The sequence below is a fragment of the Butyricimonas hominis genome (genome assembly GCF_014287455.1).
GTDB lineage: Bacteria > Bacteroidota > Bacteroidia > Bacteroidales > Marinifilaceae > Butyricimonas > Butyricimonas muris.
Window position 1 is genome coordinate 104,773 of the sequence record NZ_JACOOH010000011.1, and the last position, 22,286, is coordinate 127,058.

Consider the following 22,286-nt stretch of genomic DNA (forward strand, 5'->3'; position numbering starts at 1 on the left):
AGGCTGCCCATGCACGGGCAGCCTTAATATTTTTATTGATACAAGAAACGTTTTATGCTTTTCTTGGGGGTTTTCTCGAACTCCTCGTTGTATATTTTCACGTTGGTGATTTGGCTGTATGCCGGGAGTGTTTCGTTTACTTGCTTTTTATTCTCTTCCATGATGGCGGCAATCATCTCGTCCGAATTTTTGTGATCGGCGTTGATTGCCTCGAAATCCGGGTAGATTAAGGCGGTCAGTTTTCCGTCTTTTTCCACGACGATGGATTCGCAGACGTAGGGCAGGTTGTTCAATTGGTCTTCGATCTCTTCCGGGTAGATATTCTGTCCGCTGGGACCTAGAATCATGTTCTTGGAACGTCCTTTGATGAAGAGGTTGCCTTCTTCGTCAATTAACCCGAGGTCACCCGTGCGTAACCATCCGTCGGGAGTGAATGCGGCGTGTGTTGCCGATTCGTTTTTGTAATACCCGAGCATCACGTTGTCCCCCTTGGCAAGAATCTCACCGACAATATGGGCGGGATCGGGAGAATCAATTTTCAATTCCATGCGGGGTACAGCCCGTCCGCAGGAGCCTTTTTTGAAGGTTTCCCATCCCGCGTAGGAGAGGATGGGGCCACATTCCGTCATCCCGTAACCCACGGTGTAGGGAAAATTGATGGAACGAAGGAATTCTTCCACTTCTTTGTTGAGTGCGGCACCCCCGATGATCAATTCCTTGAAGTTGCCCCCGAATGCATCGATCACCTTTTGACGGATGGAGTTTTTTACTTTCTTGTCAAGTAACGGCAGATTCAGCATAAGTTTGATCAGCGGCTTTTCCAAAGAAGGTAATACTTTCTTCCGGATGATTTTTTCTATAATCAGGGGAACTGAAATAATCAGGTTCGGGCGGATTGTCGAGAACGCATCCGCTATGATCTTGGGGGAAGGGGTACGTGTCAGGAAGAACACGTGTGCCCCGCTGGCAAACTCGTATATAAACTCGAAAGCTAGCCCGTACATGTGAGCCATGGGCAACATGGAGATCACTTGTTCGCCGGGCATTTTCCCGAATACGCCGAACGCGAACGCCAAGTTCGACCATAAACTGCGGTAGGGGAGCATAACTCCTTTCGAGAAACTGGTTGTTCCCGACGTGTAGTTGATGATCGCCAGTTCTTCCGGCTTGTCATACGTGTACGAAACGTCTTCCGGTCGGAACCGATCGGGATATTTCTTCCCGAACAGTTCGTTCAATCGTTCCCGCGCGTGCGTCAATGTATGGCTGCGTGATACGATTGTCGAATAATCCTCTATGGCAAGGATCCCTTCCAGCGCTTCCATGGACGCCTCGTTCAGACCTTCCCACACGACACTGCCCACGAAAAGCAAACGGGCTTCCGAGTGGTTGACGATGTTGTGGATATTATCCGGTTTAAATTCGTTAAGGATAGGAATGGCAACCGCCCCGTAAGTAAGCGTGGCGAGGAACGCGATTCCCCAGTTCGTGGAGTTTCTACCGCACAATGCGATTTTATCTCCTTTCTTGATGCCCGCGTGTTCGAACAAGATATGTAACTTCTCGATCTTACGGGCAACGTCTTTGTAGTTGCAATTTACTCCTTGGTAGTCCGTCAGTGCCGGACGTTCCCAGTTTTCCTTGATACTACTTTCAATATAATAGATAAAACTTTCTTCCATCTCTCAGGTAACTTTCAAACAAATAGCAAAGGTACGAATAAGTTTGTAAAGTCCATAAGGTTTGTAAAGTTTATAAGGTTCATAGACCCCTGCGGGACGCTTTGTCTACGGCAGCGTTTGCTACCGATAAACACTGTCCGAAGGACTCCCGTCACTTTATGAACCTTATAAACTTTATAAACCTTACAAACCTTATAGCCCCATCGCTTTTTTCTTGTCTTCAGGTATCGGGGTTAATTTGCCGCTGTAAGAGATGGATGCCCGGTTGTTGCTGGTCACGTTGACCGTGCATTTCCCGTTGCCGTATACCTCGATATAGAAATTGAAGACATCGTTATTATTGCGGACATTGAACTTGTACTCGATATAGTTCTTTTTCCGCTTGTTGATTACTTTGAACGACTCGTCTTTTATTTCGGCTTTCTCGAATTCCACGCCACCGCCTTCACCGTAAGGTACCGAATATGCCCGTCCGAAGAACGGCAGGCGTCCCGTGGCCACCGTGTCGAGCATGAATATTTGCCCTTGGTTGGTTGCCAGAGAAACATAGCCGTCACCACCGATACGTTTTTGCCCGTATTTGGAGTTGATGGTTATGCTACCGCTGCCACTAGGGTATGCCGCGTCTACTTCGATGTAGAACATCCGGCTTTTCATCAGTTTCTCGATCTTGTTCAACGCGGCCGTGTCCGCTTTTTGTTTTTTCTCTGCTACTGCGAAAAGGCAGGAGAATAAAAGTATTCCTATTGGAATGATTCTTTTCAATGTTTTCATGGTGTTACTTGTTTTGCCGAAGGCAAAGTTACATTCGCCTTCGGCGAGTTTCAGGTTTCATACGCCTTCGGCTAGTTGCATTTGCCTGTGGCAAGTTTATATTTACTTTTGCTAAGTTACGAAATATATTTGGTTTTTGCAAATGATGTTTTTGCCTTCGGCAAAGTTGCAGGTTACATTCGCCTTCGGCGAGTTACAGGTTGCAGGTTGAGTTCAACTTGCTGAAGGCAAATGTAACTTGCAACTCGCCGAAGGCGAATGAAACTTGTAACTATCAATAACGGTTTTGCCGTTATTGATATAAAAATCTCTTTATACTTCGTTTCGGGGTTTTCTCGAACTCTTCCTCGTGGATTTGTACGCGGGCAATCTGACTGTATGCAGGGAGTTGCTGGTTGATAGTCTTGCGTGTCTCGTTGATAATCTTGTTAAGGGCTTCTTTTGTGACTTTGTTCTGTTTCATCGCTTCCGCATCGGGATAGACGAGGGCGACGAGTTTGCCTTCCCGTTCAATGACGAGTGATTCCGCCACGTAGGGTTGTGCGTTCAAGATGTCTTCAATTTCTTCCGGGTAGATATTCTGCCCGCTGGGACCGAGGATAAGGCTTTTGCTACGTCCTTTGATATAGAGATAACCGTCCGCATCCAATACCCCCAGATCTCCGGTATGAAGCCAGCCGTCCGGGGCGAGTACGGCTTCTGTCGCTTCGGGATTGTTATAGTAACCGTCCATGACGTTTGCTCCTTTCGTGAATATCTCACCCACTTTATTAAAAGGATCATCAGAGTCAATTTTGATCTCCATCCGGTCGACGGCTTTGCCGCAAGAGGTGGGACGGAAGGTTTGCCAATGGTCGAAAGCAATTGCCGGACCACATTCCGTCATGCCGTATCCCACGGTGTAAGGGAATTTCACGGAATGGAGGAAGGCTTCCACTTCTTTATTCAATGCCGCACCGCCGACGGCGAGCAGTTTGAAACGTCCGCCGAAAGCGTCAAGTATCTGTTGTTTGATCTTGTGACGGATTTTACCGCCGATCACGGGTATTTTCAGCATCAATTTGATGTGGAAGCGTTCCAACTGGGGTAATACCCGACTCTTGATGATTTTCTCGATGATCAGCGGTACTGCCACGATGAGGTGCGGACGGATGTCGGCAAAGACTTCACCCAGAATCTTCGGGGAGGGCATTTTCTGTAAGAAATAGATATGTATGCCGCTGGCGAACGGGTAAATAAACTCGAAAGCAAGCCCGTACATGTGTGCCATGGTAAGGATGGACACGAGTTTCTCGCCGGGTGTGTATCCCATCTGGTCGAGGGCGTAGCGAAGATTCGACCACATACTGCGATAAGGTAGCATCACGCCTTTGGGGGAACTGGTTGTCCCCGAGGTATAGTTAATCATTGCCAGTTCCCCGGGACGTTCCACCCGGTAGTGTATGTCTTTTAATTGAAGACCTTCCGGGTGCTTTAACTTGAACAGTTCTTCCAAGATAAGAGCCGTTTCCCGCAAAGAGGCATTCTCCGAGGAGATAACGGAATAGTCCGCCATGGCGATTATTCCCGTGAGATTAGGCATTTGCTCGTGGTCGATGTTGTCCCACACGGATTTACCCACAAAGAGCAGGCGAGCCTCGGAGTGATTAATGATATGGTGTATGGTGTCCGGTCGGAATTCGTTCAATATGGGCACGGCTACGGCACCGTAAGTCAGCGTGGCAAGAAAGGTTATTCCCCAGTTTGAAGTATTGCGGCTGCACAAGGCGATTTTGTCACCCGGACGGATGCCGCTTCTTTCGAACAAGATATGCAATTTTTCGATCCAACGAGCCACGTCTTTATAGTTATGTTCCGCACCTTGATAATCCGTGAGAGAGGGGAGGTGCCAGTGTTCTTTTATGCTGTGTTCTATTAGTTTTAAGAAACTTTGTTCCATGACAAATCTAATTAATCGGTTAAGAATGTTATCCTTGGTTATACTGAAAATAGCACGGAAAAGTTCGAGGAGGTGATAAAGATTGCCTTCGGCAAGTTGCAGGTTACAGGTTGAATTTGCCTTCGGCAAGTTGCAAGTTGCTTTTCTAGCGTTAGGGACTGTATTTTCAATTGTTATTCGTATTTTTGGAACGTGTTCCATGGAAAATAAATCTTGGTAGAACGAAGAAGTTATGGTATTAAGACAGAAGAACGGTAAAGAAAAAGGAGAAGTGAAGATAGCCCCGCCTATGGTGCAGAGCGCAAGGGAGAGTGGGGAGATGTTGGGCGAGTTATTGGCGGAAGAAGAGGTTTGTGACCGGATATTCAGGAAAGAAATTGTAGAGGGGGCGAACGCGGGAGATTTGGAAATAAATCACTGTGTGTTTAACGGGGTGACGTTCAGTGGTTGCCAGTTCCGGGGGGCGCAGGTGAGTGACGTGCGTTTCGAGAATTGTGATTTGTCGAATGTCTCTTTTTTCGAGAGTTCCTTTTATCGGGTGGAATTTGTTGCTTGCAAATTATTGGGGACGAATTTTGGGGAGTGCAGTCTAAATCACGTGCTTTTGCATCATTGTAATGCCCGGTACGTGAATTTTTCCATGGGGAAGATGAAGCAGGTGTTATTCGCCCATAGTGATATGCAGAGCGGCAGTTTCGAGCGTTGTTCTTTTTCCCCGGCGAATTTTGACACGTGCAACTTGACCGAGGCGGAGTTTTCCCGTGCCACGTTGCGGGGGATGGATTTTCGTTCTTCACAGTTGGCGGGAATCCGATTGAACCCGGAGGATTTGCGGGGAGTCGTTGTTACTTCATTGCAGGCGTTGGATTTGTCCCGTTTGTTAGGGCTTGTCGTGAAGGACGAGTAGAATCAATAAATAACAAGGGGTGTTAAATGTGGCGCGAGGCTGAAACCTTCGGGCTTTCATCACGTAATTATTAGCGACCGTCGGAAAGAACGACGATTTATTTTTCGTTATAAAATAAACTAAACTAATTAAATTATGAAGACAGAAAATCCTATCACACCGGTTTTTGGGACGGATGAAGAGGCACGAGTAGCGCCTAAGTACGAGATGCCTGAGGGAATGATGCCGGGCGAAGTGGCTTATCAAATGGTTCATGACGAGGCCATGCTTGACGGGAATTCACGTTTGAATTTGGCGACATTTGTAACCACTTGGATGGATGATTACGCCCGTAGAGTGATGACCGAGAACATGGATAAAAACATGATCGATAAGACGGAATACCCGCAGACCGCTGAAATTGAGCGTCGTTGCGTGAATATCCTTGCAAAATTATGGAACTCCCCGGAGAAACCGTATTGCACGGGTACGAGTACCGTCGGTTCTTCCGAGGCTTGTATGTTGGGTGGAATCTCCGCGTTGAAACGTTGGCAAAAAAGACGTCGGGCAAAAGGGCTTCCCACCGATAAACCGAATTTCATTATTTCAACTTGTATGCAGGTGGTATGGGAGAAATTCGCTATCTACTGGGACGTGGAGATGCGTATGGTGCCCGTGACAATGGATAAGATCACGCTTGACCCGCAGGATGTGGTGAAGATGTGTGACGAGAACACGATCTGTGTCGTGCCTATTCAAGGTGTAACGATTACCGGTTTGAATGATAACGTGAAAGAGATCAACGATGCGTTGGATAAATTGAATGCCGAGAAGGGTTGGGAAATTTGTATCCACGTGGATGCTGCCACGGGAGGTTTCATTCACCCGTTCATCGATCCCGACACGTTGTGGGATTTCCGTCTGAAATGGGTACTTTCTATCAGTACTTCCGGTCACAAATTCGGTATGGTGTATCCCGGTGTGGGCTGGGTGGTATGGAAAGACAAACAATATTTGCCCGAGGAGATGAACTTTGCAGTGAATTATCTTGGTGCCAATATCCCGAGTATTTCTATCAACTTCTCTCGTCCGGGTAATCAAGTATTGGCTCAATACTATCAATTCCTGCGTTTGGGTAAGGAGGGATACAAGAAAGTTCAACAAAACTGTATCAACGTGTGCTTGTACTTGAAAAAACAATTGCAAGACATGGGTATATTCGAGTTCTTCAGTAACGATATGCCGAACCCGTTGTTTATCTGGAAGTTGAAAGAAGACAAGAATCGGAACTGGACATTGTATGATTTGTCTGATGCCCTGCACGTGGAAGGATGGCAAGTGCCTGCTTACACGATGCCGAAAGCGATGGAAGACGTGATTATCATGCGTGTTGTTGTTCGTCAAGGTACAGGTATTGACCTCGCCGATTTGTTGATGGAAGACATCAAACGTTGCGTGAAACAACTCGATACGTTGAAAGAACCGACTAACAGTGCTATCATGTGGAGCAAGAAAGAACCGCAGAAACCAAGAGTATTCAACCACTCTCGTTAATCGGGGCATTTCGATGATACTAAAAAAGGGGACTTGTTACAAGTCCCTTTTTTTAGTATGTAGTGTGTAATATAAAATAACACTGTTAATTTAAATAAATCAATAGTTGGATGCTTTTTTTTATATACTTTTGATAAACAGTTCATGTGAAGTTTTTTAATGCGTTTGTTATAATGGAAGATCATTATTCCGAAAAAGAGGGAAATGTGTTTTTATCACAAGTTTGCGATCAGATGATCGCTAATGATTTTATTTTTAGTGCCTTATCTGTAGGCAGTATTATTTTTAATCATGACGGTATCATCAGGCAGATGAACACCCGTGCTTTGGAGGATTTAAATTGGAAGAGGGAAGAGTTTATCGGTAAGAATCTTTTTGAAATACTGGGAGTGTTCTATGAGGTGCGGAATGTTTTGCCCGAGATAATTAATCAATTGAATCAAGGAACGAAGTTTATAGAACTTGTTCCTAATGCCTATATTCGTGTTTTAAACGGGTGTGATAAGTTCTATATAAATGGGCAATTTCTCGGGTTAAGGGAGAATGGATATTTGTCAAAGATTATTTTTCTTTTCCGGAATTACGAGCGTGAATTGACGCAAGAATACCTGTTGAATCTTGCTTTGGCGAAAACGAAGATATTTCCTTGGTTCTTCGATTTGGAACGGAATAAAATGAATATAGATCCCCGTTGGTTCGTGCACTTGGGGTATCCCGCGAGCGATTATCTATCCTCGGCGGAGTTTTCGGATATGGTGCATCCCGATGATCGGGAAACGTTGCTTGGAGCTTTAGCGGGGCAAGTAGCGGGTAGCTTGAACAAGAAGCCGTATACCTATCGATTGCATCGTGCGGATGGCACGTGGGAATGGTTCGAGGCACAGTCAGTTTACTTGGGAGAAGTGAACGGGATGCCTTACCGTATCGTGGGTGTGTGCCAAAGTATACACGATCACAAGATGATAGAGAATAACCTGATGGATGCGCGGGATAAGGCATTGGTGAGCGATAAGTTGAAGAGTGCTTTCCTCGCGAACATGAGTCACGAGATACGTACCCCGTTGAACGCTATCGTCGGTTTTTCCAATTTGTTGACCGATTCTGATGCAGAACTTGATGCGGAGGAGAAGAAGGAGTATGCCAAATTAATCAATACCAATAGCGAGCAGTTGTTATTGCTGATTTCGGATATTCTCGACCTGTCGAAGATCGAGGCGAATACGATGGAATTTCATTACTCGGAACAGTCATTGAATGATTTGTTCACGGATATATATCACGCACAAGTGTTGAATATGCCCCCGAACGTGGAGCTTAGGATGGATGTACCGGAGAATAGTTTCTATCTGAGAACCGACCCGATGAGATTGAAACAAGTGATAAACAATTTAATTAATAACGCGATCAAGTTTACTGTCGAAGGTTATATCAGTTTCGGTTATCGCGTGGCGAAAAACGGGAAAGAAGTTTGCCTGTACGTTCAAGACACGGGACCGGGAATTCCGGAAGAATCCCGTAATAAAATATTTGAACGTTTCTATAAAGCGGATTCGTTCAAAGGCGGAGTCGGACTGGGGTTATCTATCAGCCAAACGATCATGAGGTACTTTGGAGGCAATATCGAATTGAATTTCGAGCTGGGACAAGGAACTTGTTTTGTGGCACGGCACCCGTTGACGTGTTGCGCGTGATGTGTTTTGTCCGGTTTATTGATTCCCGTTTTTTCCTTGTCTTTTGTTCTGGAACTTGGTTGTCACGTAGGCAGTGAATATGGGGAAAAAGATCATTCCGGCGGCGGCGAGGACGACGGCGAGTACCTGTCCTAGTTTCGTGACGCCGAAGATGTTGGAACCCACCGTCGTTACGTTCATGAGTGCCCAATCGAACGCGTCCCAGTAGGTCTTCACGGGTGGATTGACGTCATGTTCCATGTAGTAGAAGATGATGCTGCAAAAGTATATTGTCGTGAATAAAATGGTCAGATAAGTGATAAGCAAATTCGTGATTTTGCTGCGGGTCATCCAACTGACGATAAGGGATACACCGTATATGCCCCGGGCAAGCGGGATAAGCCTCAAGGCGATCCATGCCGAGTGGGATATATGCGTCGATAAACCGTACACGATATTCAAATAAGGAATGGACACGAGCAAGAAAAGGAAATTATCCCGGAAGAAACGAGACGTCCAACCGTTCGTGTGCCACCTCACGAAGAAATCGGCGAGGAACAGGGAACATACCCACAGGTGGAATTTTAGTATGAATGTTTCACTTAGCGCGTTATTGCCTTTTAATAATTCAATAGATGCCACCACGATGATAGCCATACTACCTATTAAAACAAGAGCATTGAGGATTTTTTCCAGAACTTTACTTCTTTCCATGATAAATGAATTTATAAGTTTGCCCGCGGTAAATTATAAGTTGTTTTTCACTTGAACATTTAAACTTGCTGAAAGCAAATGCAACTTGTAACTTGCCGTAGGCAAATTCAACTTGAAACTTAGAAATTGCCGCGGGCAATTTCTATTTTATTTCCAAATAGTCACCGCCGAATACGTTGATATTCAACTTTTGTGCGATATATTTGATAGCGGCTTGTGCTTTCACGGAGTTACCGGCTTCATCCAATGGAGGAGCGAAAGCGGCGATGCCGAAGATGCCCGGAACGACTCCAAGGACTCCACCGCCGACACCCGATTTAGCGGGGACACCACTCGTGTACAGCCAATCGCCCGTGTGCTCGTAGAATCCGACGGTGGCGATTAGAGAGGTGATTTTCGGGGCTAAAGAGGCATCGAATACCTGTTGTTTTGTTACCGGATTCAGTCCCCCGTTAGCGATGGTACAAGCTGCGATAGACAATTGTTTTGCCGTTACTCCCATGGAACATTGACGGGTGTATAAGTCGAGAGCCATATTCGGCTCATCGTATATCCGGTTGAAATTCTTCAGCAACCATGCGATAGAACGGTTATTGAAATTGGTTTCCGATTCGGACTTGTATAGTTCGTCCAGTAGTTGCAAGTCACTACCGCTCAATTCTTTCATGTTATCCGTGATGGCTTTCCATTTGGCGTCGCTATTACCGATAGGTTTCACCATACTGTCGGCGGAGATAGCCCCGGCATTTACCAACGGGGTACTCGGGTGATCGTTTTCGAGTAATATGGCCATGATGGAATTGAAAGGTAATCCCGTGGCGTCAGCCCCGATCTGGTCGAGAACGGCTTGAGCCCCGTATTGACGTAGCACGAGTATTGCCGTGTAGACCTTGGACACGGATTCTATACCGAAAACGTAGTCCGTGTCGCCAACCGTGATTACTTCTCCCGAGGGAAGACAGACGGAAATACCGAATAGGTTGGAATCAATCTTGTCTAGGAAGGGTATGTAATTTGCGTTTTTTCCTCCCTTCAAATCTTTCACTTGCGCGTGTGCCTCTTGAACTAAGTTCTTGAGGTCATTCATTGTAATTGTCTTTTTCATACCTGTAATTTATTATAGTTTATAAGGTTTGTAAAGTGGTTGGTAAGATAGTATTCTATCTCTTCCTCTATAAACAGAGGAGGAGCTGGAATACTACTTTATGGACCTTATAGACTATTTTGTTGTGTTTGTTGTTTGAGTTGTGGTTCCGGTCGTGGTTTGAGTCGTGGTTGCGGCTTGTACCGGTTGTTCTTCCCAGTGGAAAGGAGCGATTTGAGCGTTCGGGTCTTTCCATGACGGTTTACGTAGACTGTAGATGATAAACGGGGTGGCTACTACCACGATACAACCGATGATCAATACGGAGAACCAAACCGTGTTACTACCCACGTTGATCTGGGAAGGCGGGATAAAGCTCAACACGAATGCCAGCAAAGCACCGCAGAAACCGAGTCCGCCGATGATCCAAATGCCTACGTTGCTCTTTCTACCGATAGCGAAGGGACGTTCGGCTTTCTTCATCTTGTAGCGAAGTACGATAGCCCCGGAGAACATCAACAGGTACATGATGAGGTACAATAGTACGGTCAACTGTGACAGAATTTGGTAGAACGATTGCACGGAAGGCATAACCACGAACAAGAGAGCCAGAATAGTAACGACAGCCCCTTGTATGAAAAGAATGTTCTTTTGTACGCCAATTTTATTGGTTCTTTGGAAGAACGGTGGCAGATACCCGGCTTTACCCACGGTGAAGATACCTTTGGACGGACCGGCAACCCATGTCAATACTCCTGCCAGCACACCGAACATCAAAGCGATGGCGATAACGGGAGAAGCCCAACTGATGTGCAGGTATTTCAGATAACCGTCAAACCCGACAAGCAAACTCTGCGTCAAATTGATGTCTTTTGCCGGAATGATCAAACCCAAGGCGAAAGTACCGAGCACGAAGATGATAACGGTGATACCCGCACCGATGAAGATGGCTTTCGGGTAATTCTTGGAGGCGGGTGCTTTCACGTCCATAACGTGGATACCCATCATCTCCATACCCGCGTAGAACAGGAAGATTCCCGATGCCAGTACGAGGTTGTCGAAATTGGTCAGGTCAGGGAAGAAACCTTGGCTCATGTCCATGTTGTTGTGTCCGCCTGTGGAGATGTAGATGATTCCGAAGATAATCAGTAACCCTGCCGGGATAATGGTTCCGACCATGGCACCGATTTTGGAAACTTTACCAACCCAGCCCAAACCTTTCAGGGAGATAAACGTGGCAATCCAGTAGATAGCCAATACGGTTATCAACGTGAAGAGCTTGTTTGAAGCAAGCAGAGCGTCCTCTGACGTGTCCAGACCGATGTAAGCGATAGACACGGCACCGAAAGTCAGCACGGTAGGATACCATATCGTACTCTCGATCCATTGTAGGAATATGGCGAGGAATCCTACTCTTTTCCCGTAAGCTTCTCCGACCCAACGGAAAACTCCACCCTCTTTTTGGGAGAACATGGCGGCAAGTTCTGCCGCTACCAGTGCTGTTGGAACTAAGAATACGATGGCCGCGAACAAGTAGTAGAACGCGGAACTCAATCCGTAGACGGCTTCTGCCGGAAGTCCACGGAGACTCACTACCGCCGCGACGTTCATGATCGCCAAGGTCATTACGCCGAGTTTCATCGCGGTACTTTTCGTGTTTGAATTTGTTGTCATCTTAAATTAATTTAGTTTAGAATGTTATATTTAATATGATGGTTAGTTCATTTTGCTCTCTTGCATGGGATAAATACGGGAGTAGGGAAATGAAGGTTGTTCTACTCACAATATTTAACTTTGAGTTTGCATACCGAGGGCGGCACTGTTTCTTCTGAAATAAGCGTACACGGCAAAGGCTCCACCCAGTATCATGCTTAGCAGGAACGGGAAGTAGGAGGCGTCCGTGGAGAAGAGGTCTTGCAGCCATTGGGTGATGAACGGATAGGTGATAATCGCGACGTAATTCATTGACATAACGAGTGCAAGGGCAAACGTCGCGTGTGATTCCACCGTGCTTGAGGAAGTTTTGTCGTATATGATCGGTTGCATGGCTCCGTAACCTAACCCGATGAGTATAATGCCTATCGTCAGTATAACGGGACCTGCTTTCAGTATGAATAAAATAAAACCGACGGCAATAGCGCAAAGGGCGATGAAGTTCGTGTATGTTTTCAAAACTGAAATAATGTTGTTGATAAAAAATCCCGGTATTGTCATGGCGAGGAAGAACACGGAAATAAGCGTACCGGCAATGTCCGGATCCTTGTAGTGTTTCATTGTTTCCATGTAAATGGAGAGATTGAACGGTACGGTTAAAACCAAAAAGGTGATGAAATAATAAAGAAGCATCAAAGAAACAGGCCAATTGTGTTTCGTGCTTGACGCGGATGGGGTAGTGGAAGCGGTCGTCGTTTGGGGGGCAACAGTCCGTGGTGTGGAGTCCAGTTTAAAGGCGAATAACAGAGAAATCCCCGACAGGCAATATACCAGAAAGGCGTAATGCCAGTTGATATCGGCAAGGACTCCGGCGAGGAATGTCGCCAACACGAGCGTTAAGTTCGTGATTGATGAGGCAATACCCAATTGCCGGGTACGATAGCGTTTGGAAAAGTTATCCGCGATAAGTCCCGTGGAAAAAGGAATGATCATTCCGGCGCCAATTCCTAACAACGCGCTGATAACAAGTAATAGCGCGAGAGAATTGCTGAAAGGGTACACGACACTACACCCGAAGAAGATAGCTAACCCGATAATGAGAATCCGTTTCTTGTTCACGTGTAGGGAAAGTCGTCCCGCCAGCAGGATAAAGGGTACAATAATAAACGAGGGAAGGGATTCCAGCATTTGTAATTCCAAATCGCTTGCTCCTTTGAAAATATGTTCGAGATCGCCCAAGATAGGGGATATGGCTAATCCCGGCAGGGAAGTAACCATGGAAATAGAATAAATGGCAAGAAGCGCAGTCAGCGTGATCGTACCATGACCTGTTTGTATCTTCATTTTGGTATCGTTTAGTTCTAGTCCCTATACGGGAGAGAGAAGGAAAAGATTATTAATTTTAGATTTTAAATATTAGATTTCTCCCCGCTTACCCCGTTTCTTTGGGCTAATCATAAATCGAGAAATCGTCAATTCTCGGGTTTGCGGCATCGAATGACGACCGCCTTTTCATTATTCAATGTCGTGGCTAGTAGGAAAATATCTCCACCTTCTTTCATCTTGCTTCGGGAACGGATTTCGTTTGCCGATATTTTGAAATTCCGGGTAGTGATGTTTGCTTTCGGGATTGTTTTGGCTATCTGTTTCAGCCATTTGCTGGAGAAGTCGAAGACCTCTTCCACTTGAAATATTCTACCGGGGAAATTACCGATTAACGTATCCCCGGTATATAAATGGCTGTGCCGATGTAATTTCTTTAGCCCGTAACGATTTGCCGGAATCTTGAACGCACCGCTTTTTAATATGGAACTATTGGGTTCATAAAGGTATTGCCCCACCGTATCCGTCATGTCTGGTTGCGCTTCTCTCTCGTCTTCCGGCGTGAAAGTGAATCTCTGCACGATTCGTGAAGCGGGAAAGTTGACGGCGTGTATCGTTAACGCGTGTTGCCCCGGCGTCGTGTCCAGTACAAACAAAAGCTCCTTGCACTCGTTTTTCACCGACAACACGTGTACCTCGGTCGTTTCCGGCAGGAGGCGCAGGACAGCCGTGATATCGGCCATGGGAGATATTTTCACGATCAAGCGGCTACCGCGGGAGAGTATGTTCTCTTTTATTTCCAGTACGTTAGGTTCGTAATCGGCAAGAGCAAAGATACGCTTGTTATCATGAGTCCGGCGGGAGGGGTCTATGTAATACGTGTCCGCCGCGAGAGTCCCCGCTACTTGTGTGCCATTCCCGTGTATTACTTCTATGTTATTCGCTCCCAGTATGCTGAAATTATAACGTGCAGCTTCACAATACGAGGGATTCTGTTCCACGTAGATTACTCTACCCGTCGAACGGGAAAAGAAATAAGAATCGACACCCATTCCCCCCGTGAGGTCACAGAGCGTGTTGCCCGATATCAAGCATGCCTTGTAGCCGGCAGTAAGTTCCGACGAGCATTGTTCCGTTGCTAATGCCGAGGGGTAAAATATACCGGGATGAGCGAACCACGAGGGGAGCTTGTCTTTGATTCTCGCGCGGGCATGGATTTGTTCGACAGCTATATCCACCCGGTTATCCGGGTAGTTCTTTCTTTGAAATTGCAATCGAGCGGGATCATCATCGAGATGTTCCCTGACGAAGTCAAGTATTTCGGAAGACAATAGCATCGTGTCGGACATTGTTTTTTACTCGTGCAAAAATAGGGAAATTAATCCGGTAAAAACAACGCTTGTTCATCAATTTCTTTGGATTCCACTGTCGGATTATAGGGTAAGCTGAACCAGAAACGTGATCCCTTGCCCACGGTTGATTCCACCCCGATTTCTCCGCCCAACTTCTCGATAATGCTTTTGCAGATAGGCAGCCCCAACCCCGTGCCTCGTATAAACGAGTTGAGTTTCACGAAACGTTCGAACACGTGCCCGATATTTTCTTCCGGGATGCCGATTCCCGTGTCCTGCACGTGGAATTCGATGCGTTCGCCCGTGACATGATATCCGAGGCGGATGCTTCCCTTTTCCGTGAATTTGAGTGCGTTATTGATAAAGTTGGATAAGATTTGAGCGATTCGGTTTCTGTCACTATAAATAAAACATCGGGGAATATGCTCCTCAAACGAGAGTGTCACGTCCTCTGTCGTTAATTTCATCGTGTGCAGGCAAATGACTTCCTTGCACAGGTTATTGACATCAAAAACGGCGAGAGAAATATCAAATGTCCCGGCTTCGATCTTCGAGAGATCCAATATATCGGAAATCAATTGCAGGAGCAGTTCGTTATTTTTCTGGATAACGGAAAGATATTGTTCCCGTTCTTCTATATTTTCCGTTTCCGCAACGAGAGCCGAGAACCCCACGATGGCATTCAACGGGGTACGTATTTCATGACTCATGTTAGCGAGAAACGCGGACTTCAATCGGTCGGATTCTTCCGCCCGTAACTTGGCTTTCAGAAGGTGCTGTTCCGTTTCTTTCGATTCGGTAATATCTATATTCAACCCGATCACTTCGATTATCTCGTTTTGCGGGTTGTATTCTTTGACTTTAAAGCGGACACGTAACCAGCGCCATTCTTGCCCGACCCGCACTCTCACCTCGTCCGCGAATTCCCGGCTTTTCCCTTCCAGTACTTGCTGGTGAAACCCTTGCAATTTTACGGTGTCCTCGGGGCATACGAATTCGTGGACATCCTCGATATCCTGAACATGACGGGGTTGTTGGTTGAGGTTGTAAAACCAAACATCCGACCCGAAGAATGTCTTTTGTAACGGGTTCCACCTGCATATACCCACTTTGGAAAATTCAGCGATATTGTTGAATAAGGTTTCAAATTCTTCGATCTTCCGGTAGTTCTCGAACGCTTCCGTGTTGTCAATCACGATAAGCAAGTAATTCTCGACGTTGTGGTTCGTGTCATAAAGGCAGGTACCTTTCACGCTCAAGTGCTTGCTTCCCGTGTATTTCGTGCTGTAATATACCTTGTCGATCTTCGAGAATTTGTATATAAGTGGAAACATGATCTCTTTCCCTTGTCGTAGTTCTTCCAGTTTATCTGCCGGAAGATTGGGGTTTTTGAACAAGTTCACCCCGAGTACGTCTTCTTTCCGGTTGAAACCGAACATCTCGGCCTCAATGTCGTTCAAGTCGAGCAGATCGCCGTTCTTGTCATATATTTCGATACCCACGGGGATGTTTTTATATATATTGCGCAGGGCTTCCTCGCTGTGCCGGAGTGCTTTGATCGCTTTTTGTTGCTCCGTGATATCCGTGAATAAGGCCACAACCTCGTTTTCTCCCGGCGAATAAAGAGTCAGGCGGTATTGTAAACCTGTTTTTTCCATGAATCGGGTGCTTTCCGTTGCTTGCTTTTGCAAAACGATATTATGCAGACGGAGCAAGCTCTCTGGATCTTCTATTCCGAAATCTTTGGCATTTTTACCGTCGAAATAATTCGGGGGTGTTCCCGATATTCTGTTGAAAGCGGGATTGGAGTCAAGGTATTTAAAATCGCACGGTTGTCCGTTCTCGTCATAAATCAGTTGCAAATGGAGATAACCGATAGGTATGTGATCGTACAGTTTTTGTAAATATTGTTGTTGTTCCCGTGCTTCTCTCTCCGAGGTACGTAATTCTATACAAATATTAATGATATTCGATATGGCGAAAAACCATTCTTTATCGATGTGAGTCCACAGGCGGGGACGATTGACGATGTCGATGCCCATGTATCCCCATATCCCGTCGCTGGAGGCGAGGGGAATGACCAACAGGGAGGCAATATTCTGACGTGCCAGTACTTGTCTGTCCGTTTCCGCCTCGGGGGGCAACTCGTCGAGATGATTGATGATAATCGGGATATTATTGAGTATCTGTTTACTCCACCACCCGATATGATTGGAATCCATGTCTTGCAATGTATCTATTTCCGGTTGAACGCCGGGTTTTGTCGCCTCGTATATACAACTTTGCGTGTCCTTTTTTTTATCGTACTTGAAAATATAGGTTCTATCCCCATCAAATTGTTTAAGAACCTCTTTCAACGTGTCGGTAATCACTTGGTCGGAATCCGGGTTTTTAAGAAATTTGGATAAGGATTGTGACAGGGAATACTGGCGTAACATCAGTTCTTTCAACTGGTTCTCCTCTCTTGCTTTTGATATGAGAATATTCTCTTCTTCCTCCAGAATCTTGGAATAACCGATAGTCGTGATCGTTCCGTCCTCTTCAATGACTCTATTCCCGATTTTGGAATGTATCCACATTTCCCCGAATCTTGTCATAATAGGGAATATTTCATCGTAGAAATTCTGGTTTCTCAAGTGCGGGAGGTTCGCGCTCACCCGTTGACGGTATTTCTCGTTAATCAAGTTCAGAACTTGATTTGTTGTTAGCGTATTCCCTTTAAGCCCTAGTATATCCACCACGTAATCCGAGCATTGGATTTCATGCGTTTCGAAATTCACTTTCCACCACCCGAGCTTGGCTGTTTTTTGCAGTTCTTGGAGTATAAGTTCCTTCTCTCGCAAACTCTCTAATTCACTATTCGAGATAGTGGTATTACCTGTTTTTGACATAATCACGTCTTTTGGAAATGGGATCTATTCTATTTTGCCAATCTATTTCCCGACAAAAGTAAATAATTAATCTCAAAATACCACTATTTAGTTGTGAAAAGGATTTTGTTAATCTTCTGCGTTTTGCCCTGTCCCGCGGACGAATCAAATATGATGATATTTACAGAGAAAACAAAAAAACTTTCGCCAGTCTGTGAAGGGAAAAGATTTTTCCCTACTTTTATCGCACTTTCTGCGTGTATAGCGTGGATGAGTGCGTGAAGTTGTTATTAATTATTTAATACCTTATAAGTCATGAAACAAACCTTGACATTTAATCTTTCCACAATAACATCAACGGAAAGTAAAATCAACGTCGATGCCTTCGACGAGAGCTTGGAAGCCTTCGAGAACGGGGATTACCTGAATGCTTTCCATACCTTGCTTGATTACGTGAACCCGGACTTGCGGGAGAAATACGGTAATTCGGCAGGAACAGAGTTTAACGTTCCGCACGGTTCGATCGTGGTATCGATAAAGATCGAGGACGGGCAAGTACACGTTACAGCGCCGTTCCTTGCATTGCCGGACAAAAGCAGGGTACCTCTATTGCGTCAGGTAGCAGGCTTGAATTTTAATGACATGGATCTGGCACAGATCGAGTTGCGGGATGAAAAACTGTTCTTCAAATACAGTTGCCCGCTCGCGTTGGCACAGCCTTACAAGATGTATTACGTGTTGGAAGAGATATGCCGCACGGGAGATAAATACGACGACGAGTTCGAAACGAAGTTCGGGGCAGTACGTATTTATGAACCTAAGGTAACGCCTTTCGACGCGGAAACGCTTGATAACGTGTACGAGGTCATTCAGTTGAGTTGTCGGGAATGTATGGACGCGGTGAAAGGCTTCGAGGCCGACCGTAAATACGGTTTCGCGTGGAACGTGCTCGACACTACCCTGTTGAAAATCCTTTACTACGCTCACCCGCAAGGACAGTTACTCAATGACTTGAATAAAGCGGTTAGGGAAATGGATCGGGAGGACATTCCGCTGCCGGAAGTGGTGAATTACGGTAAGTCCGTGGTTGCCCGTGTCCAAGCAATGACGAAAGAAGAATTGGCGGAAGACTTGTATTTCGTGGAAACTTTTATCTCCCCGAAACGTCGTTCCAATCTAAAGAATATACAGGAGAATTTCGAGGGAACGTACGACCGCGCCACCCAAGCGTTCGAGGCGAGGGATTACCAGACGTGTTGTTTGATGATCGTGTACAAGTTCTACGAGATGTATTTCTACAATGACGTGCAGGACGACGTGAATACTGTTGTAACGAGAGCGTTGACAAAGACTTCGGCCATGCCGTGGGATGAGGCGGCGCAGATTCTTCACGAGGCAATGGATAACATCATGGAAGGAGAACTCGACGCGGATGATGATGACGAGGACGTGGACTTCGGAACGATGATGAACAACGCTTTCGCTAACGTGGATATGAATCAGGTAGCCCAGAATATGCAACAGGCAATGCAACAAGCCATGCAGGGCGGTATGCAGGAATATCTCGCCAACGTGCAGACTTTGCAGATGCAGATGATGCAAGGGCAGATCAGCATGGAGGAATACACGCGTAGAGTACAGGAACTGGCTGCCGGGTTGGGAAACAATCAATAACAAGGATGAAATTTTGACATTATGGAACAGAATATATTTAAAGCCGTCTATAAAGTAAACCATGCCGGCGGATCAGGCAGTTGTTTCTACCTGAAAAACTATGATTTATTTGTAACAAATTATCATGTCGTGGAAGGGTTCCGTGAAGTGGCTCTGCAAGACAACGACAAAAACAGATTTTACGCCCGTGTGGTATTGGTCAATCCCGCGCGCGATATCGCTTTGCTGAAAGCGGACGGTGATTTCTCCGCGCTTCCCGAGATCGCGTTATCCGCCCTCGACGAAGTTTCTATCGGGCAGAGAATCAACGTGGCTGGATATCCTTTCGGTATGCCTTTCACGGTTACCGAGGGTACTGTATCTTCGCCCCGTCAATTGATGAATGACAGTTACTATATCCAGACCGACGCGGCAGTGAATCCCGGTAACAGCGGGGGACCGATGTTCAACGACAGCAACGAGCTGGTGGCTATCACGGTAAGTAAACTCAATAATGCCGATAACATGGGATTCGGTATTCCGGTTGCCTCTTTGCGCGAGTTGCTCGAGCAGATTGCCGACCTCGATACCTCGATATTTAACGTGCAGTGTAACAGTTGCGACGAGTTCATATCAGAGGAGGAAGAATATTGCCCCTCTTGCGGTGACAAATTGCCGGAAAACGTGTTCAAGGAAAGAACGTTGACCGACCTTGCCGTGTTCTGCGAGGAAGCCATCGAGGCGATGGGCATCAATCCCGTGCTTGCCCGCGTGGGATACGAGAGTTGGGTATTCCATAAAGGAAGTTCCGAGATCCGTATGTTTGTTTACAATCGCCAATACCTGTTCTGCACTTCACCGCTCAACGTGTTGCCGAAAAAGAATCTCGAACCCGTGCTTTCGTACTTGCTCAACGCGGACGTGCGTCCCTATCAATTCGGTTTGGACGGCAATCAGATTTACATTTCCTATCGGGTACATATCTCGGATGTGTTCTCCGAATACGGCGAGGAAGTTCAGAAGAACTTGACAAATATGGCCTTCAAAGCCGACGAATTGGATAATTACCTTGCCGATACCTTCGGTTGCGAATTTTCCGAATACGCGAAGAAGGACGCCATTTAGGGGGGCGCCTTCGGCAAGTTACAAGTTGCTTCTCTGGCGTTTAAGACTGTATTCCAGCTCCTCCTCTGTTTATAGAGGAGGTGGCTGCGAAGCAGACGGAGGAGTTTATTAATTTTAGATTTAGAGATTTTAGATTGAATGATTCCAGCCGCACAAGCAACGTTTTATTAAATCACCTAATCAAAGAACTTCCTCCCGGCTCGCCGTGTTATTTTGAAAAGAAATGAGGCGGTGGCACAGGTACCAATTTTGTGTTGGGATGAATATCAATTGGAGGGGTTGTGTGTGCCGCCCGCCTCTGGTGGTTGCAAACTTTATTGCCGTCTAAGTTTAATGATAAACACTATTCTCTTGTTTCTATTTTTAGTTGTGTAGTAAAAGTATAACTGAATACCCGATCTTCAAAATATAATCAACGAATAGGCTGATTTTATCGACGAATGGACGAATTTTGTCTTCGGCAAGTTATCGTTTTTTAGCGAGGCTGTAGTCCGACAGTTTTTCGCGTTCAGTGTTTTCCCAATTGCAGTTTCATCATAATATCGGTTTGTTCGTCGTTACCCAACTTGAAAATATGTTTGTCGAATGCGACAAAGCCGTTTTTCTTGTAAAAGTTTATGGCTCTCGAGTTCTCTTCCCAGACTCCCAGCCAGATATAATCGACGTTCATCTGCTTTGCCACTTGTATGGCTTTTTCGTAAAGTAGTTGCCCGACTTTTTTCCCGTGAAATTCTCGTAGCACGTAAATCCGTTCTATCTCCAGCGCCTTGCAGTCTTTCAGTTCCGTTTGGGACGCCCCGAAGTTCAGTTTCAAATAACCGATAATATGGGCGTCAACAGCCGCGAAGTAGAACTCCGAGTTCCGGTCATGAAGTTCTTCCGACAATTTTTCTGAAGAGAAGCTCTCTTGCAGGTATTTCTCCATGTCTTCGGCAGTATTTACCTCGGCAAATGTTTCGGAGAAAGTCTGCCTGCCGATTTCCTGTAACCGGCGGATATCACCGGAAGTCACTCTTTGAATACTTATATTTTCCATGTTTGCCTGACGTTGATTATTTATAAGTTTGAGGACAAAGGTAGGGAAATTACTCGCTATTCGGTAATTGTTTTTACTATCCGGTAAATATACGCTATATTTACCGGATAATTAAACTCGAAAACATGTAATATGATTATGCAAGATATAGTAAACGAACGCTGTGGTTGGTGCGGAACCGATGAGTTGTACGTGAAATACCATGACGAGGAATGGGGAAGGTTGGTAACCGATGACAAGAAGCTATTCGAGTTTCTTGTACTGGAGAGTGCCCAAGCCGGGTTGAGTTGGATAACCATTCTTCGGAAGCGGGAAGGATACCGTGAGGCTTTTTGTGATTTCGATGCCGGGCGGGTGGCACGAATGACTGATGAAGATGTCGAGCGGTTGATGCAGTTTGACGGCATCGTGAAAAACCGCCTGAAAATCAAATCGACAATCACCAACGCGAGATTGTTCCTCGCGTTGCAAAAGGAGTTCGGGAGTTTCTACGACTATACGCTCTCTTTCTTTCCCGACAGAAAACCGATTATCAACACCGTGCGGTCATTGAGTGATATCCCGGCATCTTCTCCCGTGTCCGACGCGATGAGCAAGGATATGAAAAAGCGCGGCTTCAAATTCTTCGGAACGACGATTTGTTACGCCCACTTGCAGGCTTCGGGGTTTATCAACGACCACCTGACGGATTGCATTTGCCGGAAAAGATGTATGAATTAGAAAGGGTTCGAATCCCTTTAGATGCAAAAAGAGAGTCAGTTCTCGTGTACTAACTCTCTTTCAGTGACTTGCTTTCGCGGAGAGAGAGGGGTTTGAACCTACAACTCTAACCGCTTATATTTCAGCTACTTCGCTTTCAAAATTTCAAATAGGTAACGAAACAGTAACGATTTTCAGATGTTGGGCTTGTCCAACTTTGACCGCTGTTTGTCTGCCTAACTTTCGGGTTCAAAGATACGGCTTTCTTTTGA

General features: G+C 45.9%; 16 protein-coding genes. 6 read left to right on the forward strand and 10 right to left on the reverse strand.

The window, feature by feature from the left end:
• Positions 1–32: 32 nt before the first annotated feature.
• From H8S64_RS20760 to H8S64_RS20770, 3 genes are all read right to left on the reverse strand, one after another.
• Positions 33–1,682: an AMP-binding protein gene (locus H8S64_RS20760; protein ID WP_099291966.1), complete on the reverse strand. Its 1,650-nt coding sequence runs from the start codon at positions 1,680–1,682 to the stop codon at positions 33–35.
• Between the two features lie 192 nt (positions 1,683–1,874).
• Positions 1,875–2,456 (reverse strand): DUF4251 domain-containing protein, encoded by a 582-nt coding sequence (locus tag H8S64_RS20765; protein ID WP_099291967.1) that lies wholly within the window; start codon positions 2,454–2,456, stop codon positions 1,875–1,877.
• Positions 2,457–2,748: 292 nt separating this feature from the next.
• Positions 2,749–4,395, reverse strand: a complete 1,647-nt coding sequence (locus H8S64_RS20770; RefSeq protein WP_186978561.1) for an AMP-binding protein — start codon at positions 4,393–4,395, stop codon at positions 2,749–2,751.
• A gap of 232 nt (positions 4,396–4,627) precedes the next feature.
• On the opposite strand from H8S64_RS20770, the gene H8S64_RS20775 reads away from it, so the two are divergent.
• The 3 genes from H8S64_RS20775 to H8S64_RS20785 all read left to right on the forward strand — a co-directional run bounded on the left by H8S64_RS20775 (position 4,628) and on the right by H8S64_RS20785 (position 8,526).
• Complete coding sequence (locus H8S64_RS20775; RefSeq protein WP_099291969.1) at positions 4,628–5,302, forward strand: pentapeptide repeat-containing protein; 675 nt, start codon at positions 4,628–4,630, stop codon at positions 5,300–5,302.
• 135 nt (positions 5,303–5,437) lie between these two features.
• Positions 5,438–6,835, forward strand: coding sequence for a glutamate decarboxylase (gene gad / locus H8S64_RS20780; RefSeq protein ID WP_186978562.1), 1,398 nt, complete (start codon positions 5,438–5,440; stop codon positions 6,833–6,835).
• A 173-nt stretch (positions 6,836–7,008) separates the two neighbouring features.
• Positions 7,009–8,526 (forward strand): PAS domain-containing sensor histidine kinase, encoded by a 1,518-nt coding sequence (locus tag H8S64_RS20785; RefSeq protein ID WP_255469649.1) that lies wholly within the window; start codon positions 7,009–7,011, stop codon positions 8,524–8,526.
• Between the two features lie 15 nt (positions 8,527–8,541).
• Here the strand turns inward: H8S64_RS20785 and H8S64_RS20790 are convergent, their stop codons facing one another.
• The 6 genes from H8S64_RS20790 to H8S64_RS20815 form a co-directional block, all read right to left on the reverse strand.
• Positions 8,542–9,219 carry an ion transporter gene (locus H8S64_RS20790; RefSeq protein WP_186978563.1) on the reverse strand — a complete coding sequence of 226 codons (678 nt, stop codon included), beginning with the start codon at positions 9,217–9,219 and terminating at the stop codon, positions 8,542–8,544.
• A 142-nt stretch (positions 9,220–9,361) separates the two neighbouring features.
• Positions 9,362–10,324, reverse strand: coding sequence for a glutaminase A (gene glsA, locus H8S64_RS20795; RefSeq protein WP_186978564.1), 963 nt, complete (start codon positions 10,322–10,324; stop codon positions 9,362–9,364).
• A gap of 114 nt (positions 10,325–10,438) precedes the next feature.
• Entirely contained in the window at positions 10,439–11,977 is a 1,539-nt protein-coding gene (gene gadC, locus H8S64_RS20800) for a glutamine/gamma-aminobutyrate antiporter GadC (protein ID WP_255469650.1), read from the reverse strand.
• A 114-nt stretch (positions 11,978–12,091) separates the two neighbouring features.
• The gene (locus H8S64_RS20805) at positions 12,092–13,300 is read right to left on the reverse strand and encodes an MFS transporter (protein ID WP_186978565.1); all 1,209 of its coding nucleotides are present in this window, start codon (positions 13,298–13,300) and stop codon (positions 12,092–12,094) included.
• 128 nt (positions 13,301–13,428) lie between these two features.
• The gene (locus tag H8S64_RS20810; protein ID WP_255469651.1) at positions 13,429–14,628 is read right to left on the reverse strand and encodes a class I SAM-dependent methyltransferase; all 1,200 of its coding nucleotides are present in this window, start codon (positions 14,626–14,628) and stop codon (positions 13,429–13,431) included.
• A gap of 29 nt (positions 14,629–14,657) precedes the next feature.
• Positions 14,658–17,522 (reverse strand): ATP-binding protein, encoded by a 2,865-nt coding sequence (locus H8S64_RS20815; protein WP_186978566.1) that lies wholly within the window; start codon positions 17,520–17,522, stop codon positions 14,658–14,660.
• A 294-nt stretch (positions 17,523–17,816) separates the two neighbouring features.
• On the opposite strand from H8S64_RS20815, the gene H8S64_RS20820 reads away from it, so the two are divergent.
• Together H8S64_RS20820 and H8S64_RS20825 are read left to right on the forward strand one after the other, a co-directional pair.
• Entirely contained in the window at positions 17,817–19,175 is a 1,359-nt protein-coding gene (locus H8S64_RS20820; protein WP_186978567.1) for a type III secretion system chaperone family protein, read from the forward strand.
• A gap of 21 nt (positions 19,176–19,196) precedes the next feature.
• Positions 19,197–20,279, forward strand: a complete 1,083-nt coding sequence (locus H8S64_RS20825; RefSeq protein WP_099291977.1) for a trypsin-like peptidase domain-containing protein — start codon at positions 19,197–19,199, stop codon at positions 20,277–20,279.
• 508 nt (positions 20,280–20,787) lie between these two features.
• Here the strand turns inward: H8S64_RS20825 and H8S64_RS20830 are convergent.
• Positions 20,788–21,315: a GNAT family N-acetyltransferase gene (locus tag H8S64_RS20830; protein ID WP_186978568.1), complete on the reverse strand. Its 528-nt coding sequence runs from the start codon at positions 21,313–21,315 to the stop codon at positions 20,788–20,790.
• A 138-nt stretch (positions 21,316–21,453) separates the two neighbouring features.
• Here H8S64_RS20830 and H8S64_RS20835 point away from each other — a divergent pair, with 138 nt between their 5' ends.
• Positions 21,454–22,035: a DNA-3-methyladenine glycosylase I gene (locus tag H8S64_RS20835; RefSeq protein WP_186978569.1), complete on the forward strand. Its 582-nt coding sequence runs from the start codon at positions 21,454–21,456 to the stop codon at positions 22,033–22,035.
• Positions 22,036–22,286 lie beyond the last annotated feature (251 nt).

What these genes read in the sequence shown, in the direction of transcription:
- H8S64_RS20760 (WP_099291966.1), bottom strand. Translation starts at nt 1,682, where the DNA reads ATGGAAGAAAGTTTTATCTATTATATTGAAAGTAGTATCAAGGAAAAC.
- H8S64_RS20765 (WP_099291967.1), bottom strand. Translation starts at nt 2,456, where the DNA reads ATGAAAACATTGAAAAGAATCATTCCAATAGGAATACTTTTATTCTCC.
- H8S64_RS20770 (WP_186978561.1), bottom strand. Translation starts at nt 4,395, where the DNA reads ATGGAACAAAGTTTCTTAAAACTAATAGAACACAGCATAAAAGAACAC.
- H8S64_RS20775 (WP_099291969.1), top strand. Translation starts at nt 4,628, where the DNA reads ATGGTATTAAGACAGAAGAACGGTAAAGAAAAAGGAGAAGTGAAGATA.
- gad (WP_186978562.1), top strand. Translation starts at nt 5,438, where the DNA reads ATGAAGACAGAAAATCCTATCACACCGGTTTTTGGGACGGATGAAGAG.
- H8S64_RS20785 (WP_255469649.1), top strand. Translation starts at nt 7,009, where the DNA reads ATGGAAGATCATTATTCCGAAAAAGAGGGAAATGTGTTTTTATCACAA.
- H8S64_RS20790 (WP_186978563.1), bottom strand. Translation starts at nt 9,219, where the DNA reads ATGGAAAGAAGTAAAGTTCTGGAAAAAATCCTCAATGCTCTTGTTTTA.
- glsA (WP_186978564.1), bottom strand. Translation starts at nt 10,324, where the DNA reads ATGAAAAAGACAATTACAATGAATGACCTCAAGAACTTAGTTCAAGAG.
- gadC (WP_255469650.1), bottom strand. Translation starts at nt 11,977, where the DNA reads ATGACAACAAATTCAAACACGAAAAGTACCGCGATGAAACTCGGCGTA.
- H8S64_RS20805 (WP_186978565.1), bottom strand. Translation starts at nt 13,300, where the DNA reads ATGAAGATACAAACAGGTCATGGTACGATCACGCTGACTGCGCTTCTT.
- H8S64_RS20810 (WP_255469651.1), bottom strand. Translation starts at nt 14,628, where the DNA reads ATGTCCGACACGATGCTATTGTCTTCCGAAATACTTGACTTCGTCAGG.
- H8S64_RS20815 (WP_186978566.1), bottom strand. Translation starts at nt 17,522, where the DNA reads ATGTCAAAAACAGGTAATACCACTATCTCGAATAGTGAATTAGAGAGT.
- H8S64_RS20820 (WP_186978567.1), top strand. Translation starts at nt 17,817, where the DNA reads ATGAAACAAACCTTGACATTTAATCTTTCCACAATAACATCAACGGAA.
- H8S64_RS20825 (WP_099291977.1), top strand. Translation starts at nt 19,197, where the DNA reads ATGGAACAGAATATATTTAAAGCCGTCTATAAAGTAAACCATGCCGGC.
- H8S64_RS20830 (WP_186978568.1), bottom strand. Translation starts at nt 21,315, where the DNA reads ATGGAAAATATAAGTATTCAAAGAGTGACTTCCGGTGATATCCGCCGG.
- H8S64_RS20835 (WP_186978569.1), top strand. Translation starts at nt 21,454, where the DNA reads ATGCAAGATATAGTAAACGAACGCTGTGGTTGGTGCGGAACCGATGAG.